The 18266-nt window shown below is 61.5% G+C and carries 16 protein-coding genes; 12 read left to right on the top strand and 4 right to left on the bottom strand.

The window, feature by feature from the left end; translation table 11 throughout:
• The first annotated feature begins 144 nt into the window (after window positions 1–144).
• The 4 genes from AD659_RS00475 to AD659_RS00460 all read left to right on the top strand — a co-directional run bounded on the left by AD659_RS00475 (window position 145) and on the right by AD659_RS00460 (window position 4429).
• Window positions 145–1539, top strand: a complete 1395-nt coding sequence (locus AD659_RS00475; protein ID WP_053117262.1) for an FAD-binding oxidoreductase — start codon at window positions 145–147, stop codon at window positions 1537–1539.
• Window positions 1540–1579: 40 nt separating this feature from the next.
• Window positions 1580–2245: a fumarylacetoacetate hydrolase family protein gene (locus AD659_RS00470; RefSeq protein ID WP_053117260.1), complete on the top strand. Its 666-nt coding sequence runs from the start codon at window positions 1580–1582 to the stop codon at window positions 2243–2245.
• Between the two features lie 228 nt (window positions 2246–2473).
• Window positions 2474–3406: an SdiA-regulated domain-containing protein gene (locus tag AD659_RS00465; protein ID WP_053117258.1), complete on the top strand. Its 933-nt coding sequence runs from the start codon at window positions 2474–2476 to the stop codon at window positions 3404–3406.
• 111 nt (window positions 3407–3517) lie between these two features.
• Complete coding sequence (locus AD659_RS00460) at window positions 3518–4429, top strand: SdiA-regulated domain-containing protein (protein WP_053117256.1); 912 nt, start codon at window positions 3518–3520, stop codon at window positions 4427–4429.
• 128 nt (window positions 4430–4557) lie between these two features.
• Here the strand turns inward: AD659_RS00460 and rpiA are convergent, their stop codons facing one another.
• A complete protein-coding gene (gene rpiA, locus AD659_RS00455; protein WP_053117254.1) occupies window positions 4558–5232 on the bottom strand; it encodes a ribose-5-phosphate isomerase RpiA in 675 nt (224 codons plus the stop codon).
• A 345-nt stretch (window positions 5233–5577) separates the two neighbouring features.
• On the opposite strand from rpiA, the gene ilvA reads away from it, so the two are divergent.
• On the top strand, window positions 5578–7092 hold the full coding sequence (ilvA, locus tag AD659_RS00450; RefSeq protein WP_053117252.1) for a threonine ammonia-lyase, biosynthetic: 1515 nt from the start codon (window positions 5578–5580) through the stop codon (window positions 7090–7092).
• 187 nt (window positions 7093–7279) lie between these two features.
• A complete protein-coding gene (locus tag AD659_RS00445) occupies window positions 7280–7705 on the top strand; it encodes a DUF2269 family protein (RefSeq protein WP_053117250.1) in 426 nt (141 codons plus the stop codon).
• A 102-nt stretch (window positions 7706–7807) separates the two neighbouring features.
• On the opposite strand, the gene AD659_RS00440 is transcribed toward AD659_RS00445, so the two are convergent.
• Window positions 7808–8464, bottom strand: a complete 657-nt coding sequence (locus tag AD659_RS00440; protein ID WP_053117248.1) for a histidinol-phosphatase — start codon at window positions 8462–8464, stop codon at window positions 7808–7810.
• A 143-nt stretch (window positions 8465–8607) separates the two neighbouring features.
• Between AD659_RS00440 and AD659_RS00435 the strand changes: the two genes are divergently transcribed.
• Window positions 8608–9087, top strand: a complete 480-nt coding sequence (locus tag AD659_RS00435) for an RNA pyrophosphohydrolase (RefSeq protein ID WP_003186867.1) — start codon at window positions 8608–8610, stop codon at window positions 9085–9087.
• 22 nt (window positions 9088–9109) lie between these two features.
• Window positions 9110–11389 carry a phosphoenolpyruvate--protein phosphotransferase gene (ptsP, locus tag AD659_RS00430; protein ID WP_053117246.1) on the top strand — a complete coding sequence of 760 codons (2280 nt, stop codon included), beginning with the start codon at window positions 9110–9112 and terminating at the stop codon, window positions 11387–11389.
• 250 nt (window positions 11390–11639) lie between these two features.
• On the opposite strand, the gene AD659_RS00425 is transcribed toward ptsP, so the two are convergent.
• The gene (locus tag AD659_RS00425; protein WP_053117245.1) at window positions 11640–12386 is read right to left on the bottom strand and encodes an NRDE family protein; all 747 of its coding nucleotides are present in this window, start codon (window positions 12384–12386) and stop codon (window positions 11640–11642) included.
• A gap of 283 nt (window positions 12387–12669) precedes the next feature.
• On the opposite strand from AD659_RS00425, the gene AD659_RS00420 reads away from it, so the two are divergent.
• From AD659_RS00420 to AD659_RS00410, 3 genes are all read left to right on the top strand, one after another.
• The gene (locus AD659_RS00420; RefSeq protein WP_053117242.1) at window positions 12670–13452 is read left to right on the top strand and encodes a sulfite exporter TauE/SafE family protein; all 783 of its coding nucleotides are present in this window, start codon (window positions 12670–12672) and stop codon (window positions 13450–13452) included.
• A gap of 68 nt (window positions 13453–13520) precedes the next feature.
• The gene (gene lgt, locus AD659_RS00415) at window positions 13521–14330 is read left to right on the top strand and encodes a prolipoprotein diacylglyceryl transferase (protein WP_053117240.1); all 810 of its coding nucleotides are present in this window, start codon (window positions 13521–13523) and stop codon (window positions 14328–14330) included.
• A 49-nt stretch (window positions 14331–14379) separates the two neighbouring features.
• Window positions 14380–15351, top strand: a complete 972-nt coding sequence (locus AD659_RS00410; RefSeq protein ID WP_053117238.1) for a thymidylate synthase — start codon at window positions 14380–14382, stop codon at window positions 15349–15351.
• Between the two features lie 129 nt (window positions 15352–15480).
• On the opposite strand, the gene cadR is transcribed toward AD659_RS00410, so the two are convergent.
• Entirely contained in the window at window positions 15481–15927 is a 447-nt protein-coding gene (gene cadR / locus AD659_RS00405) for a Cd(II)/Pb(II)-responsive transcriptional regulator (protein ID WP_003196623.1), read from the bottom strand.
• A gap of 86 nt (window positions 15928–16013) precedes the next feature.
• On the opposite strand from cadR, the gene AD659_RS00400 reads away from it, so the two are divergent.
• Window positions 16014–18233, top strand: coding sequence for a heavy metal translocating P-type ATPase (locus AD659_RS00400; RefSeq protein WP_053117235.1), 2220 nt, complete (start codon window positions 16014–16016; stop codon window positions 18231–18233).
• Window positions 18234–18266 lie beyond the last annotated feature (33 nt).

Here is an 18266-nt window from a genome sequence, read left to right as displayed (position 1 = left end):
ACCGGCGTGACAGCCGTCGCCGCAGAACAGCCGTTGGGCACTACGCTGCGGGGTCGGTATGCTAGCATACGCACCCCGCAAACACTCATTCCTGCGACGTGAAGCGTTCTCAGGATGACCATGAATTGTTCGAGAGTTCTGTCGATGACCCATCCTGCCGTGATAGATGAGCTGAAGACCCTGGTTGAGCCTGGCAAGGTCTTGACCGATGCCGACTCCCTGAACGCTTACGGCAAGGATTGGACCAAGCATTTCGCCCCTGCGCCCTCGGCCATTGTCTTTCCCAAGACCACCGAACAGGTCCAGGCCATCGTGCGCTGGGCCAATGCACACAAAATCGCCCTGGTGCCTTCAGGCGGGCGCACCGGCCTGTCCGCCGCGGCCGTGGCCGCCAACGGCGAAGTGGTGGTGTCCTTCGACTACATGAACCAGATTCTCGACGTGAACCTGACCGACCGTACTGCCGTGTGCCAGCCGGGCGTGGTGACCGAACAGTTGCAGAACAAGGCTGAGGACCATGGCCTGTACTACCCGGTGGACTTCGCTTCGGCAGGTTCCAGCCAGATTGGCGGCAATATCGGCACCAATGCGGGTGGGATCAAGGTCATTCGCTACGGCATGACCCGCAACTGGGTGGCGGGCATGAAGGTCGTCACCGGCAAGGGTGATTTGCTGGAGCTGAACAAGGACCTGATCAAGAACGCCACCGGCTACGACTTGCGGCAGCTGTTCATCGGCGCCGAAGGCACCCTGGGCTTCGTGGTCGAGGCCACCATGCGCCTGGACCGAGCGCCGAAAAACCTCACCGCCATGGTGCTCGGTACTTCGGATTTCGATTCGATCATGCCGGTGCTGCACGCTTTCCAGGGCAAGTTGGACCTGACCGCCTTCGAATTTTTCTCCGACAAGGCCCTGGCCAAGGTCCTCGGTCGTGGCGACGTACCGGCGCCGTTCGAAACCGAGTGCCCGTTCTATGCCTTGCTGGAATTCGAAGCCACCACCGAAGAGGTCGCCAACCAGGCCTTGGAGACCTTCGAGCACTGCGTGGAGCAGGGCTGGGTGCTGGACGGTGTGATGAGCCAGAGCGAAACCCAACTGCAAAACCTGTGGAAATTGCGCGAGTACATCTCCGAAACCATCTCCCACTGGACGCCCTACAAGAACGATATTTCAGTGACCGTCTCCAAGGTTCCAGCGTTCTTGCAGGAAATCGACGCGATCGTCGGCGAACATTACCCGGACTTCGAAATTGTCTGGTTCGGTCACATCGGCGACGGCAACCTGCACTTGAACATCCTCAAGCCGGAAAACCTGAGCAAGGATGAGTTCTTCGCCAAATGCGCGACCGTGAACAAATGGGTCTTCGAAACCGTCGAGAAGTATAACGGCTCGATTTCCGCCGAACACGGCGTGGGCATGACCAAGCGCGACTACTTGACCTATAGTCGTTCGCCGGTGGAAATCGAATACATGAAAGCCGTGAAGGCGGTGTTCGACCCGAACGGCATCATGAACCCGGGCAAGATTTTCGCGATTTGACGTTAAAAGACCCGATGAACCCCAGAAGCAGGAGTCGGTAATGAGCTATCAGCACCAGTATGTCGACGGCACACGTATTCATTTCCCGGTCGGGAAAGTGGTGTGCATTGGCCGTAACTACGCCGAACATGCAAAGGAACTGGACAACCCGGTGCCCACCGAGCCCTTGCTGTTCATCAAGCCGGGCAGTTGCGTGGTGCCACTGGAAGGCGGTTTCAGCATTCCCGCCGACCGTGGTTCGGTGCACTACGAGGCGGAAATCGCCGTGCTGATCGGCAAGCCGCTGTCTACCAAGCCCAGCGTTGAAGAAGTGCTGGACGCGATCTCCGGCTTCGCCCCGGCCCTGGACCTGACCTTGCGGGACAAACAGGCCGAGCTCAAGGCCAAGGGCCTGCCGTGGGAAGTCGCCAAGTCCTTCGACGGCGCGGCAGTGATCGCGCCATTCGTCTCGAAGGATACCTTTGCCGACCTGACCGACATCCCCGTGCGCCTGACCATCAACGGTGAAGTGCGCCAGGACGGCAACAGCAGCCTGATGCTCAACCCCATCGTGCCGATGATCCAATACATGGCCGGCTGCTTCTCGCTGCAAGCCGGCGACGTCATCCTCACCGGCACCCCGGCGGGCGTCGGGCCGCTGAATGCAGGCGATGAACTGGTCCTGGAACTGCCAGGGGCGAGCCGCTTCGAGAGCAGCGTTCGTTAACAGCCATCCTGTACCCCTGTGGGAGCGAGCTTGCTCGCGATAGCGGTCTATCCGACACATCAATGTTGGCTGACACACCGTTATCGCGAGCAAGCCCGCTCCCACAGGGTATAGATGGTGCATATCCGATCATTTGCCGTTTTTTTCACATGCCATCCGGATAATTCCGGGGACTCCGGCATCTGAGCCAGCCACTCCCCAGCCGAATTTTCTGGAACGCATCCTCCGATGGCCAAATCCCAAGCATTGCACGCCGCCAAACCTGCCCGCCGTTCTCGCTTCACCCTGCCCTGGTATGTTTGGTCGCTGCTGGCGGTGGCCGCCGCTTATGCCCTGGCGTTTGCGATGCATTGGGACGACCGCGGCCTGCTTTGGCTATCGGAGCACTTCCAGAGCCCGGCCCAGCGCCAGGAAAGCATCTGGTTGCCGGGCTACCACGCCGTGATCGACGCCAAGCCGCTACCCGGCATGGAGAAGGACGAGGCGTCCGATGTGACTTATAACCCGCAGACCAAAACCCTGTTCGCGGTCATGGGCAAGAATCCGTTCCTGGTGGAGCTGACCCTGCAAGGCGATGTATTGCGCAAGATGCCCCTGGTTGGCTGGGGCAACCCAGAAGGCGTGGCCTTTATGGAAAACGGCCTGCTGGCCATCACCGATGAACGAAAACACCTGTTGTCGATCGTTCAGGTCGACGCCGACACCCGCACGCTGAACATCAATGACTTTCCTCGCTATGACCTGGGCACGTCGAAGAATCAGAACAAGGGATTCGAAGCCATCGTCTGGGACCCGAAAAACCAGCAACTGGTCCTCGGCGAGGAGCGCCCACCTGCGCTGTTCACTTGGAAAAGTGACGGCAGCCAATTGCTCAAGGGCGATAAGCAGATCCATGTCAGCAACGAATTGGACCTGCGCAACCTTTCGGCATTGGCCGTAGACCCCCGCACCGGTCACACGCTGGTGCTGTCAGCCGACTCCCATCTATTGCTGGAATTGGATGAGGAAGGCGAGCAGGTCAGCTTCATGACGTTGCTCGGCGGTTTCAACGGCCTGAAGGACACGATCCCACGCGCCGAAGGGGTGACAATCGATGAAACCGGCGCGCTTTACATAGTCAGTGAGCCGAACCTGTTCTACCGTTTCGAAAAACAGCGCTGAGCCTGTAAGTAAAATTTCCCCAGCTTTGTAGGATGTGGCACGCGGCCATTAAGCTTCAGTTCAGGCAGCAGTGGTATTTCCAACCACCTGTTTTTATCCGAGCCCACCCTCATGCGTCGACTTGCCCGTTCCAAGCCCCTGGCCCTGCTACTGGTGGTCCTGCTGATCGCCCTGATCGCAGCTGGCCAGCACCTGCGCCTGTTCGAGCGTGCCTGGTTCAACTTGAACAGCCTGTGGCAGCCGATCAATGAACAGGCAATCGCGCTGGATCAATATCGGGTCACACTGGAGGCGCAGGCAATCGAAGGCCTGGACGCAGACGTTTCGGCGCTGACCTACGATCCGATCCGCAAAAGCCTGTTCACTGTCACCAACAAAAATCCCGAGCTGATCGAGCTGTCACTGGATGGCAAAATATTGCGGCGCATAGCCCTGGTCGGGTTCGGTGACTCGGAAGCGGTGGAATTCATCAGCGAAAACATCTACGTCATCACCGACGAGCGCCAGCAGCGGCTGATCAAGATTCACCTGGACGAAGACGCCCGGTTCCTTGACGCGGCCGAAGCCGAGCAGATAACGCTTGGGGTGCACATGAGCAGCAACAAGGGGTTCGAAGGGCTGGCCTATGACTCCGTTGGCAAGCGCCTGTTCGTTGCCAAGGAACGCGACCCGATGCTGATTTATGAAGTGCACGGTTTTCCCCATCACAATCCGGAAAAATCCTACGCAGTCCACGTAATCAATAACCCCAAGCGCGATGCCGGGCTGTTTGTACGCGACCTCTCCAGCCTGCAGTACGACGAGCGCAGCGGCCATTTGCTTGCGTTGTCCGATGAGTCCAGGTTGATTATCGAGCTGGATATCGACGGTCGGCCGTTGAGCACGCTGTCGTTGAACAAGGGACGCCATGGACTGGAGAAAAACATACCCCAGGCGGAGGGCCTGGCCATGGACGACGACGGCAATCTGTACGTGGTCAGCGAGCCAAATCTGTTCTATGTGTTCAAGAAGCCACAGCCTTGATGCCCGCAAAACTGATGTGGGAGCGAGCTTGCTCGCGATAGCGGTGTGTCAGCCAACATTAACGTGTCGGATAGACCGCTATCGCGAGCAAGCTCGCTCCCACAGGGTTCGGTGTTGAATCAGCGAGTTTAATCAGCCCGCAGGGTCTTCACCCCTTCAGCGGTCCCCAGCAACAGCACATCCGCCGGACGAGCAGCGAACAAACCGTTGGTGACCACGCCAACGATGGCATTGATCTGGCTTTCCAGCTCCACCGGCTGGGTGATCTGCAGGTTGTGCACATCCAGGATGATGTTGCCGTTGTCGGTCAGCACGCCTTCGCGATACACCGGGTCGCCGCCCAGTTTCACCAGTTGGCGGGCCACGTGGCTGCGGGCCATGGGAATGACTTCCACCGGCAACGGGAACGCACCGAGCACCGGCACCAGCTTGCTGGCGTCGGCGATGCAGATGAAGGTCTTGGCCACCGCCGCGACGATCTTCTCGCGAGTCAGGGCCGCGCCGCCGCCCTTGATCAGGTTCAGGTGCGCGTCGCTTTCGTCGGCACCGTCGATGTAGAACTCCAGGTCGCTCACGGTATTGAGCTCATACACCGGGATCCCATGGCCCTTGAGGCGCGCGGCGGTCGCTTCGGAGCTGGCGACTGCGCCATCGAATGCGCCCTTGTGTTGCGCCAGCGCGTCGATGAAGCAATTGGCCGTGGAGCCGGTGCCGACCCCGATGACGCTCTTGTCATCCAGCTTCGGGAGGATGAGGTCGACCGCGGCCTGGGCCACGGCCTGTTTGAGTTGATCCTGGGTCATGCGGGCTCCGAAGGTGCCTAGAGGGAACGAAAGGCCGGCATTATAGGCGCCGAAAGAGGCCTGGTCATTGCCTGATTGGCACCGAGGCCGCAGGAGCTGCGTAGCCACTGTGTAGGAGCTGACGAGTGCAACGAGGCTGCGATCTTGCCCCAGACAATTGAGTCGAGAGCGAAAGATCAAGATCAAAAGATCGCAGGCTTCGCCAGCTCCTACAGAGCCCAGCGGGAGCAAGCTCCCTCGCCACAGGGGTTCGGTGCCTTCAAACCCTTTAATTCGTGTGGTCGCCCGGCCAAAAGCCGGGTTAGACTCCTTGGCCCTGCCCAACCCGCTCAGTGATGCTTTCCGATGCTTGAACAGTACGTCAAAAAGATCCTCACCTCGCGCGTTTACGACGTTGCCGTAGAAACCCCGCTGCAGACCGCTCGCCAGCTCTCCGAGCGGCTGGGCAACAGCATATTGCTCAAGCGTGAAGACTTGCAGCCGGTGTTCTCGTTCAAGATTCGCGGGGCCTACAACAAGCTGACCCAGCTCAGCGACGAAGAACGCGCACGCGGCGTGGTCACCGCTTCGGCGGGCAACCACGCCCAGGGCCTGGCCCTGGCGGCCAAGGTGCTGGGGGTCAAGGCCACCATCGTGATGCCCAAGACCACGCCGGAAATCAAGGTCGAAGGCGTGCGCTCCCGTGGCGGCAAAGTGGTCCTGCACGGCGACTCGTTTCCCGAAGCCCTGGCCTATTCGCTGAAACTGGTCGACGAAAAAGGCTACGTCTACATCCACCCGTATGACGATCCGCACACCATTGCCGGGCAGGGCACCGTGGCGATGGAAATCCTGCGCCAGCACCCCGGGCGCCTGGATGCGATCTTCGTCCCGGTGGGCGGTGGCGGGCTGATTGCCGGGATCGCGGCCTACGTGAAATACCTGCGCCCGGACATCAAGGTCATCGGCGTCGAGCCAGACGATTCCAACTGCCTGCAAGCAGCCATGGCCGCGGGCGAGCGCGTGGTGCTGCCAACCGTGGGGCTGTTCGCCGACGGCGTTGCCGTGGCGCAGATCGGCCAGCACACCTTCGATATCTGCAAGCACCACGTGGACGAAGTGATCACCGTCAGCACTGACGAGATCTGCGCCGCCATCAAGGATATCTACGACGATACCCGCTCGATCACCGAACCTGCTGGCGCCCTGGGCGTGGCCGGGATCAAGAAGTACGTCGAGTCACGGGGCATCAGCGGCCAGACCCTGGTGGCCATCGACTCCGGCGCCAACGTCAACTTCGACCGCTTGCGCCACGTCGCCGAACGCGCCGAACTGGGCGAGGGCCGCGAAGCGATCATCGCCGTGACCATTCCCGAGAAGCCGGGCAGCTTCAAGGCGTTCTGCGAAGCCGTCGGCAAGCGCCAGATCACCGAGTTCAACTATCGCTACAACACCGGCAGTGAAGCGCACATCTTCGTCGGCGTGCAGACCCACCCGGAAAACGACCCGCGCAGCAAGCTGATTGCCAGCCTGACCGAGCAAGGTTTCCCGGTGCTGGACCTGACCGACAACGAACTGGCCAAGTTGCACATCCGCCACATGGTTGGCGGGCATGCGGCCCATGTCATCGACGAAGTGGTACTGCGTTTCGAATTCCCGGAACGCCCGGGGGCGCTGTTCAACTTCCTCAACAAGCTGGGTGGGCGCTGGAATATCTCGATGTTCCACTACCGCAACCATGGCGCGGCGGATGGCCGTGTGGTCGCGGGGCTGCAAGTGCCTCACGATGAACGCCACCTGGTCCCGGCCGCCCTGGAAGAAATCGGCTACCCCTACTGGGATGAAAGCGATAACCCGGCCTATCTATTGTTCCTGGGATGAACCCCATAGTTGCTCTCGCTGGGCTCTGTAGGAGCTGGCGAAGCCTGCGATCTTTTGATCTTTCGCTTGAGACTCAAGTGCCTGGGGAAAGATCGCAGCCTCGCTTCGCTCGTCAGCTCCTACAGCGGGAGCAAGCTCCCTCGCCACAGGGGCTAAGCTGTAGCACAAGTCATAAGGAAATCGAACGATGGAAACGTTAACCACGCTGAAAATCGCTCACGTCATCGCCACCGTACTGCTGCTGGCAGGTGCCCTGGGACTGGGCGCCTGGGTCTGGCGCACGCGCCGCAACGGCGATGCCACGGCAGCCGCGCGTACGTTGCAACGTCCGCGGTTGTTCATCTGGCTGGTGATGATCCTGGCGCTGGCGAGCCTACCCTTCACCGGCTGGTGGATGGTTCATCAAGTCGGCTGGCCGCTGGGGCAGACCTGGCTGCTGGCGTCCAGCGTGCTCTACACCTTGGCGGCGCTGGCGGGGTTCTGGCTGGTGGTGCGGCTGAACAAACTGCGCAAGGCGCCGGGCGGTAGCGGCAAATTTACCTTTGCCCTGGCGCTGTTCAGTGTTGTCTGCTTTGTCGCCATTGCGGGGTTGATGGGGGCCAAGCCGGTTTAAGACCTGAGACCGGGTTGGCTTCATCGCGAGCAAGCTCGCTCCCACACTGGATTTGGGTTGTTCACCACTCCCTTGTGGGAGCGAGCGCTCGCGATAGCCATCTCAGCCGCGCAACGAAATCACCGGCCAACCCCGCTTCTCGGCCTCGGCCCGAAGGTTCGGATCCGGATCCACCGCTACCGGATGCGTCACCGCTTCCAGCAACGGCAGGTCGTTCATCGAATCGCTATAAAAGTAGCTGCCTTCGAGCGAATACCCGGTTTCCTCCAACCAACGGTTCAACCGGGTCACCTTGCCCTCGCGAAAGCACGGGACATCCGTGCTGCGCCCGCTGTAGCGCCCGTCGATCATCTCGCACTCGGTGGCGATCAGGGTTTCGACCCCCAGGCGCTCGGCAATCGGTGCGGTGACAAAGCGGTTGGTAGCGGTGATGATCACCAGCTTGTCGCCGGCGTCACGGTGCTTCTTCAGCAATTCGATGGCCTGGGGCAATACGATCGGCTCGATGCAGTCGCGCATGTAGTCCAGGTGCCATTGGGCCAGCACTTCCATCTCGGTACGACCGAGAATTTCCAGGCAGAAGTTCAGGTACGCGGCGTTGTCGAGCTTCCCGGCCAGGTAATCCTGATAGAACTCATCGTTGCACGCCTTATACGTAACCGCGTCCAGGAAACCGCGCTCACACAGGTAATCGCCCCACGCGTGGTCGCTGTCGCCGCCCAGCAATGTGTTGTCCAAGTCGAATAAAGCCAGCCGCATTGCAGTTACTCGCTGAAAAATCTAAAGAAAGGCGTCCAGAATACGGACTTTTCACAAGAGTGCACATAAGCTAGGCGGGTTCGTTGCTGCTTTCACAACCTTTGTGGAACAATGCGGCGACATGCGTTTGCGAGGTTGTTGCCGTGATCGATCCCGATGGTTTCCGTCCCAATGTGGGGATCATTCTTACGAATGATGCTGGGCAGGTGCTATGGGCACGCCGTATCAATCAAGACGCCTGGCAGTTTCCCCAGGGTGGGATCAACCCCCAGGAGACGCCGGAAGAGGCCTTGTACCGCGAGCTGAATGAAGAAGTGGGGCTTGAGCGAGAAGATGTCGAAATACTCGCCTGCACCCGAGGCTGGTTGCGCTATCGTTTGCCGCAACGCCTGGTCAGGACGCACAGCCAACCGCTGTGCATCGGCCAGAAGCAGAAATGGTTTCTCCTGCGCCTGATCTCCAACGAGCAGCGGGTGCGGATGGATTTGACCGGTAAACCGGAGTTCGATGGCTGGCGCTGGGTCAGCTATTGGTATCCGTTGGGCCAGGTGGTGACATTCAAGCGCGAGGTGTACCGACGCGCCCTCAAAGAGCTTGCCCCGCGCCTGCTGACGCGCGACTGACGACGGAGTTCGACCCCGAGCCATGCTCAATACGCTGCGCAAGATCGTCCAGGAAGTTAACTCCGCCAAGGATCTCAAGGCGGCGTTGGGGATTATTGTATTGCGCGTCAAAGAGGCCATGGGCAGCCAGGTCTGCTCGGTCTACCTGCTGGACCCCGAGACCAATCGTTTCGTGCTGATGGCCACCGAGGGCTTGAACAAGCGCTCCATCGGCAAGGTCAGCATGGCCCCCAATGAAGGCCTGGTCGGCCTGGTCGGCACGCGCGAAGAACCCCTGAACCTCGAAAACGCCGCGGACCACCCGCGCTACCGCTACTTCGCCGAAACGGGCGAAGAACGCTACGCCTCGTTCCTCGGCGCACCCATCATCCACCACCGCCGCGTCGTCGGCGTGTTGGTCATCCAGCAAAAAGAGCGCCGCCAGTTCGACGAAGGTGAAGAAGCCTTCCTTGTAACCATGAGCGCGCAACTGGCCGGGGTTATCGCCCATGCCGAGGCCACTGGCTCGATCAGCGGCCTGGGTCGCCAGGGCAAGGGTATCCAGGAAGCGAAGTTCGTCGGTGTGCCGGGCTCACCGGGCGCGGCAGTGGGCACGGCGGTGGTCATGTTGCCGCCCGCCGACCTCGACGTAGTGCCGGACAAGATCATCACCGACATCAACGCCGAGCTGGGCTTGTTCAAGACTGCCATCGAAGGCGTGCGGGCCGACATGCGGGCCCTGTCGGCCAAGCTGGCGACGCAGCTGCGCCCTGAAGAGCGCGCGCTGTTCGACGTTTACCTGATGATGCTCGACGATGCCTCCCTGGGCAGCGAGGTGACCACGGTCATCAAGACCGGCCAGTGGGCCCAGGGCGCGTTGCGCCAGGTGGTGACCGATCACGTCAACCGTTTCGAACTGATGGACGACGCCTACCTGCGCGAGCGCGCCTCGGACGTCAAGGACCTGGGCCGCCGCTTGCTGGCCTACTTGCAGCAAGAGCGCCAGCAGACCCTGGTCTACCCTGACAACACCATCCTGGTCAGCGAAGAGCTGACCCCGGCCATGCTCGGCGAAGTGCCCGAAGGCAAGCTGGCGGGGCTGGTCTCGGTATTGGGCTCGGGCAACTCCCACGTGGCGATCCTGGCCCGGGCCATGGGCATCCCGACGGTGATGGGCCTGGTGGACCTGCCGTACTCCAAGGTCGACGGCATCCAGATGATCGTCGATGGCTACCACGGCGAGGTCTACACCAACCCCAGCGACGTGCTGCGCAAGCAGTTTGCCGATGTGGTAGAGGAAGAAAAGCAACTGTCCCTGGGACTGGATGCGCTGCGGGACCTGCCGTGCATTACCCTCGATGGCCACCGCATGCCATTGTGGGTCAACACCGGCCTGCTGGCCGACGTGGCCCGGGCGCAGAAGCGCGGCGCCGAGGGTGTGGGCCTGTACCGCACCGAAGTGCCGTTCATGATCAACCAGCGCTTCCCCAGCGAAAAGGAACAACTGGCGATCTACCGCGAACAACTGGCCGCGTTCCACCCGCAACCGGTGACCATGCGCAGCCTGGACATTGGCGGCGACAAGTCCCTGTCCTACTTCCCGATCAAGGAAGACAACCCTTTCCTCGGCTGGCGCGGCATTCGCGTGACGCTCGACCACCCGGAAATCTTCCTGGTCCAGGCCCGTGCCATGCTCAAGGCCAGCGAAGGCCTGAACAACCTGCGCATCCTGTTGCCGATGATCTCCGGCACCCATGAACTGGAAGAGGCCCTGCACCTGATCCACCGGGCCTGGGGCGAAGTTCGCGACGAAGGCACCGACGTGCCGATGCCGCCGGTCGGGGTGATGATCGAGATTCCGGCCGCGGTGTACCAGACCAAGGAACTGGCGCGGCAGGTGGACTTCCTGTCGGTGGGCTCCAACGACCTGACCCAATACCTGTTGGCCGTGGACCGCAACAACCCGCGGGTCGCCGACCTGTACGACTACCTGCACCCGGCGGTGCTGCAAGCCTTGCAGAACGTGGTGCGTGACGCCCATGCCGAAGGCAAGCCGGTGAGTATCTGCGGCGAAATGGCCGGCGACCCGGCCGCCGCGGTGCTGCTGATGGCAATGGGGTTCGACAGTTTGTCGATGAACGCTACCAACCTGCCGAAAGTGAAGTGGATGCTGCGCCAGATCAACCTCAGCAAGGCCCAGGAACTGCTGGCGGAAGTGATGACCATCGACAACCCGCAAGTGATCCACAGCTCCCTGCAACTGGCGCTGAAGAACCTTGGGCTGGCGCGGATGATCAATCCGGCGTCGAACAAGACCCTCTAGGCACGAGCACCTGTGGCGAGGGAGCTTGCTCCCGCTGGGCTCTGTAGGAGCTGGCGAAGCCTGCGATCTTTTGATCTTTTGATCTTTTGATCTTTTGATCTTTTGATCTTTTGATCTTTTGATCTTTTGATCTTTTGATCTTTTGATCTTTTGATCTTTCGCTTGAGATTCAAGTGTCTGGGGAAAGATCGCAGCCTCGTTGCACTCGACAGCTCCTACACAGCTCCTACACAGCTCCTGCGGGGCTGAATTAAATGTGCAGCTCCACCTCCCCCAAATGCCCCCCATGCGGCCCGAAACTGCGCTCGACCATCTGCCGCGTCCCATCGGCATGGACAATCAGCGCCGTACTCGCCCGTGTCCCGTAGGCCGGGCTGGCGATGAACACACTCGATAGCAACATCTCGGTCGCCACTCCCACCCCCGTATCAGGCAGCTCAGCCACAGGCGCGGGCTGAGGGTCGTTCAGCAGCGCCAACAAGGCCTGGGGCTGCGGATCGTCCAGCACCTCGCCCAGGGCCGCCCGGGCCTTGAGCAACTTGGGCCAGGGCGTGTTCAGCCCAGCGTTCGACACCCCATAGACGCCCTCGGCCAACTGCTGTGGCCCGCTATCACGGGCGTTGTAGTGCCACAGCTCGGCACCGTCGCCGAGCAGCAGGTTGAAACCACCGTACTCGCCAGCGCGAGGCACGACTTCGCTCAGGTAGTCGGCAATCGACAGATTTCCGGTCAGGAAGCGCGCCACCAGTTCACCGCGGGACTTGAAGGCCGGCAACTGGCCCGGGTCGCGGATGTTGGTCAGCGCGGCAAAGCGGCCCTCGGCGCCGATGCCGAGCCAGGTGCCACCGGCTTCGAGATCGCGCCCGGCATGGACATGGGGCGCGTCAGGCCATTGGGCCAGGGGCAGGGTCGGCCGGGCGTAGAACTCGTCACGGTTGGCCGCCACGATCAGCGGCTGGGCATGGCCGGGGCGCCAGGCGAATACGATCAGGCACATCAGGTTGTCCTGTTAACAATGCCAATCCGTTAAAAAAATAAAGCCCAACACCGCTTTTGTGGCGAGGGAGCTTGCTCCCGCTGGGCTACGAAGTAGCCCCAAAAACCTTGTTGGGTGGGCTGCGCCCACCAGCGGGAGCAAGCTCCCTCGCCACAAAGGCGATTAGTCGCATCCCCACCACTCTACCCATACATCACTGACGCATCCATCGCCTTCAGTAGAGCCCAAGCCCCTCGATCCGTTACCATGCCGCTCTTATTTCGGGGATGGGCGGGAGAGTCTGGTGGAATTTGTGCTCTATCTGCTGCTCGGCGCCTGCGCCGGCGTACTGGCCGGGTTGTTCGGCGTGGGGGGTGGGATCATCATCGTCCCGGTGCTGGTGTTCAGTTTCACCCTGCAGGGCTTCGACCCGCAGGTGTTGACGCACCTGGCGGTCGGCACATCCCTGGCGTCGATCATCTTCACCTCGGTCAATGCCGTGCGCGAGCATCAGCGCAAAGGCGCGGTGCGCTGGCCGGTGTTCGCCTGGATGACCGTCGGCATCCTGATCGGAGCCGGTTTCGGCGCGATCACCGCCGAAGCGATTTCCGGCCCGCACCTGCAAAAAATCATCGGCGTGTTCGCCTTGATCGTTGCCGTGCAATTGGCCCTGGACTTCAAGCCCAAGGCCAGTCGCACCGTGCCGGGCAAGGCCGGGCTGACCGTGGCCGGCACGGTGATCGGCTGGGCCTCGGCGATTTTTGGCATTGGCGGCGGTTCACTGACCGTACCGTTCCTGACCTGGCGCAGCGTGCCGATGCAGCAAGCGGTCGCGACGTCATCGGCCTGCGGACTGCCCATCGCCCTGGTCAGTGCGTTAAGTTTCATGATTCTGGGCTGGCACGACCCGCTGCTGCCGGCCCATAGTCTCGGTTTTGTGTATTTGCCGGCGTTGCTGGGCATCGCCTTGACCAGCATGGTCTTCGCCCGTTTCGGCGCGCGACTTGCCCATCGCCTGTCACCGCGCTTGCTCAAGCGGATGTTCGCCGCCTTGCTATTCTGCGTGGGCCTGAGTTTTCTGTTCTGACGCAATCCTGGCTTAATCCCGAGGTGGCAGCGTCGCCCGGGTATTTTTGACGTTTACGAGGAATATCAATGCTGCCTTACCCGCAGATCGATCCGGTGGCCCTGGCCATCGGCCCGCTGAAAATCCACTGGTACGGCCTGATGTACCTGATTGGCATCGGCGGCGCCTGGTGGCTGGCGTCGCGCCGGCTCAACCGCTTCGACCCGACCTGGAACAAGGAAAAACTCTCCGACCTGGTGTTCTGGCTGTCCATGGGCGTGATCGTCGGCGGACGCTTGGGCTATGTGCTGTTCTACGACCTGAGCGCCTACCTGGCCAACCCGACGCTGATCTTCGAAGTGTGGAAGGGCGGCATGTCGTTCCACGGCGGGTTCATCGGCGTGATGCTGGCGGCGTTGTGGTTCGGCAAGCGCAACAACAAGTCGTTTTTCGAGCTGATGGACTTTGTCGCACCGATGGTGCCGATCGGCCTGGGCGCCGGGCGCATTGGCAACTTCATCAATGCCGAGCTGTGGGGCAAGCCGACCGATGTGCCCTGGGCGATGATCTTCCCGCCGTTCAGCGACCCGGCGCAGTTGCCACGCCACCCGTCGCAGCTCTATCAGTTCGCTCTGGAAGGCGTGGCATTATTCCTTATCCTCTGGCTGTTTTCGCGCAAGCCACGACCAACCATGGCGGTGTCGGGCATGTTCGCGCTGTTCTACGGGATCTTCCGTTTCATCGTTGAATTCGTCCGCGTCCCGGACGCCCAGCTCGGCTATCTGGCGTGGAACTGGCTGACCATGGGCCAGGTGCTGTGCCTGCCGATGATCATCGGTGGTCTCGCGCTGATCTGGCTGGCTTATCATCGTGCGCCGGCTGCGGCGGCCAAGGTTTAAAATTCGAACCCCGAGGCGCAGGCCTCGGGTTCAAGGACACAGGTAATCCATGAAGCAATATCTCGATCTGGTGGCCGACGTCATCGAGCACGGCACCCGACAAGCCAACCGCACGGGCGTAAATACCATCAGCCTCCCCGGCGCCATGCTGCGCTACGACCTGAAGAAAGGCTTCCCGGCCATCACCACCCGCAAAATGGCTTTCAAATCGGCCATTGGCGAGATGTGCGGATTTCTCCGTGGCGTGAACAATGCCGCCGAATTCCGTGCCCTGGGCTGCAAGGTCTGGGACCAGAACGCCAACGAAAACACCCAGTGGCTGGCCAACCCGTTCCGCCAGGGTGAAGACGACCTGGGCGAAATCTATGGCGTGCAATGGCGCAAATGGCCGGCCTACAAGCAGATCCCGGTGAGCAACCCGGCAGCCATCGAACAGACGCTGGCCCAGGGTTACCGGCAGATCGCCGAGGGCGAAGAAAACGGCCAGGCCTATGTGGTGCTGTACAAGGCCATCGACCAGGTTCGCCAGTGCGTTGACACCATCATCAAGGACCCGGGCAGCCGGCGCATCCTGTTCCACGGCTGGAACTGCGCCCAGCTCGATGAAATGGCCCTGCCGCCGTGCCACCTGCTCTACCAGTTCCACCCGAATGTCGAGACCCGGGAAATTTCCCTGACCCTCTACATCCGTTCCAACGACCTGGGCCTGGGCACGCCGTTCAACCTCACCGAAGGCGCCGCGCTGCTGAGCCTGATCGGTCGCCTGACCGGCTACACGCCGCGCTGGTTCACCTATTTCATCGGCGATGCCCACGTCTACGAAAATCATCTGGATATGCTTAAGGAACAGCTCAGGCGCGAGCCGTTCCCGATGCCCAAGCTGGTGATATCCGAACGTGTGCCGGAATTTGCCAAGACCGGCGTGTACCAGCCTGAGTGGCTGGAGCTGGTGGAGCCGGGCGACTTTTCCCTTGAAGGCTACCAGCACCATGCGCCGATGACCGCGCCGATGGCGGTCTGAAGGAATCCCACCATTGATCGCTCCCACGCTCTGCGTGGGAGTGTATCCAGTGACGCTCTGCGTCACACAGGGACGCGGAGCGTCCCAGGCTGCATTCCCACGCGGAGCGTGGGAACGATCAATGGGCTTTCAATGCCCGTGGCTACGCCCCACATGTGAATGCTCCACCTCCGGCGCCACCGCCCCGCTCACTTCCAACCGCTGCAAGATCCCGCATTGATCCAAATCCGGTCCTTCGCCACAGCGATGGCGCAGGTCGATCAGTTGCGTCTGCAGGGCCAGCAGGCCATCGATGCGGGCCTTGACGTGCTGGATGTGTTCGTCGATCAGTGCGTTGACGCTTTCGCACTGGTCCTGGGGGCTGTCGCGCAGGGCCAAGAGGCTGCGGATTTCTTCCAGGGTCATGTCCAGGGTGCGGCAGTTGCGGATGAACGTCAGCCGTTCGGCGTGGGCCTGGGTGTAGACGCGGTAGTTGCCGTCGCTGCGGGCCGGTTCCGGCAGCAGGCCTTCGCGCTCGTAATAGCGGATGGTTTCGACCTGGCAGTCGGTGATCTTCGCCAGTTCTCCGATCTTCATGATGCGACCTCCTAAATAGGCGCTTGACCCTATAGTGGCTACAGGGTCTTTACTGCGCAACAGGCACTTTTCACGGACGTCACCCGATGAGCGATTCCCTTCACATCCACAAACCCGACCACGGCCATGACCACGGGCATTCCTGCTGCGCCTCGAAGGCGGCGCCAGCGGTGGTCAACCTCGGCAAAACGCCGACGGACGGTGCGCGGCTGAGCAGTTTTCGCATCGAAGCCATGGACTGCCCCACCGAACAGACGCTGATCCAGAACAAGCTCGGCAAGCTCGAAGGCGTGCAGCGACTGGAATTCAACCTGATCAACCGCGTGCTGGGCGTGACCCACGATTTGCCCAGCGACGCGCCGATCATCAAGGCCATCGAATCTTTAGGCATGCAGGCCGACCCGCTGACCGCGGGCGAGAAACCGGAAACCAACGACCTGCCCGCCCCGGCCAAGCCCTGGTGGCCGTTGGCACTGTCCGGGGTGACGGCCCTGGGCGCCGAGGTGATCCATTTCACCAGTGCGGCGCCAAACTGGGTGGTCGCCCTGGTGGCACTGATGTCGATCCTCAGCGGTGGCCTGGGCACCTACAAGAAGGGCTGGATCGCCCTGAAGAACCGCAACCTGAATATCAATGCGCTGATGAGCATCGCCGTGACCGGCGCCGTGCTGATTGGCCAATGGCCGGAAGCGGCGATGGTGATGTTCCTGTTCACCGTGGCCGAACTGATCGAAGCCAAATCCCTCGACCGGGCGCGCAACGCCATCAGCGGCCTGATGCAGATGGCCCCGGAACAGGCCACCGTGCAGCAGGCCGATGGCACCTGGCAGGTCCAGGAGGTCAAGGCTATTGCCTTGGCTGCGCGGGTGCGAGTGCGGCCTGGCGAACGCGTCGGGCTGGACGGTGAGGTGGTCGCCGGCCGTTCGACCGTCGACCAGGCGCCGATTACCGGTGAAAGCCTGCCGGTGGAAAAAACCGTCGGTGACAAGGTGTTCGCTGGCACCATCAACCAGGCCGGTGAACTGGAATACCGCGTGACCGCCGCGGCCGATCAATCGACCCTGGCGCGAATCATCCACGCCGTGGAGCAGGCCCAGGGCTCCCGGGCACCGACCCAGCGCTTCGTCGACCGCTTCTCGACGATCTATACCCCGGCGGTGTTTGCCCTGGCCCTGGCAGTGGCGGTCATTCCACCGCTGTTCATGGGTGCGCTGTGGTTCGACTGGATCTACCGGGCATTGGTGCTGCTGGTGGTCGCCTGCCCGTGCGCGCTGGTGATTTCCACACCCGTGACTATCGTCAGCGGCCTCGCCGCCGCGGCGCGCAAAGGCATCCTGGTCAAAGGCGGCGTGTACTTGGAAGGCGGCTACAAGCTCGATTACCTGGCCTTGGACAAGACCGGCACGATCACCCACGGCAAGCCGGTGCAAACCGACTACGTGGCGCTGGACCCAACCGTGGAAAATACCGCCCCGGCACTGGCCGCCAGTCTCGCCGCCCGTTCCGACCACCCCGTGTCGCGGGCGATTGCCAATGCGGCTGTGGATAAGCAACTGGAACCGCAGGTTGTGGATAACTTCGCGGCGCTTGCCGGGCGCGGCGTGCGCGGCGACATCGGCGGCCAGACCTATCACCTGGGCAACCACCGCCTGGTGGAAGACCTTGGCCTGTGCTCTCCCGAACTGGAAGAGAAACTCTTCGCCTTGGAAAAACAAGGCAAGTCCGTGGTGCTGCTACTCGACAGTACAGGCCCCTTGGCGCTGTTTGCCGTGGCCGACACCGTGAAGGACTCCAGCCGCGAAGCCATCCGGCAATTGCATGACCTGGGCATCAAGACCCTGATGCTCACCGGCGACAATGCCCACACCGCCGAAGCGATTGCCGCACAGGTGGGCATGGACCAGGCGCGGGGCGACTTGTTGCCGGAAGACAAGCTCAAAGCCATTGAAGCACTGTATGCCCAGGGTCACCGCGTCGGCATGGTCGGCGACGGCATCAACGACGCCCCGGCCCTGGCCCGTTCGGAAATCGGCTTCGCCATGGCGGCGGCTGGCACCGACACGGCCATCGAGACCGCCGATGTCGCGCTGATGGACGATGACCTGCGCAAGATCCCGGCCTTCATTCGCCTGTCGCGGCAGACGTCCAGCATCCTCAAGCAGAACATTGCCCTGGCCTTGGTGATCAAGGCGATCTTTCTCGGGGTCACCTTCGCCGGGTTCGCCACCATGTGGATGGCGGTATTTGCCGACATGGGGGTGAGCTTGCTGGTGGTGTTCAATGGGTTGCGGTTGTTGCGTAAGTAAAGATCCGCGGTGACCGGAAGGGCCTCATCGCGA

Origin of the sequence: Pseudomonas thivervalensis (assembly GCF_001269655.1) — a bacterium.
GTDB classification, from domain to species: domain Bacteria; phylum Pseudomonadota; class Gammaproteobacteria; order Pseudomonadales; family Pseudomonadaceae; genus Aquipseudomonas; species Aquipseudomonas thivervalensis.
Note: the sequence above shows the minus strand (reverse complement) of the source record. Positions and strands in the feature narration are given on the sequence as shown.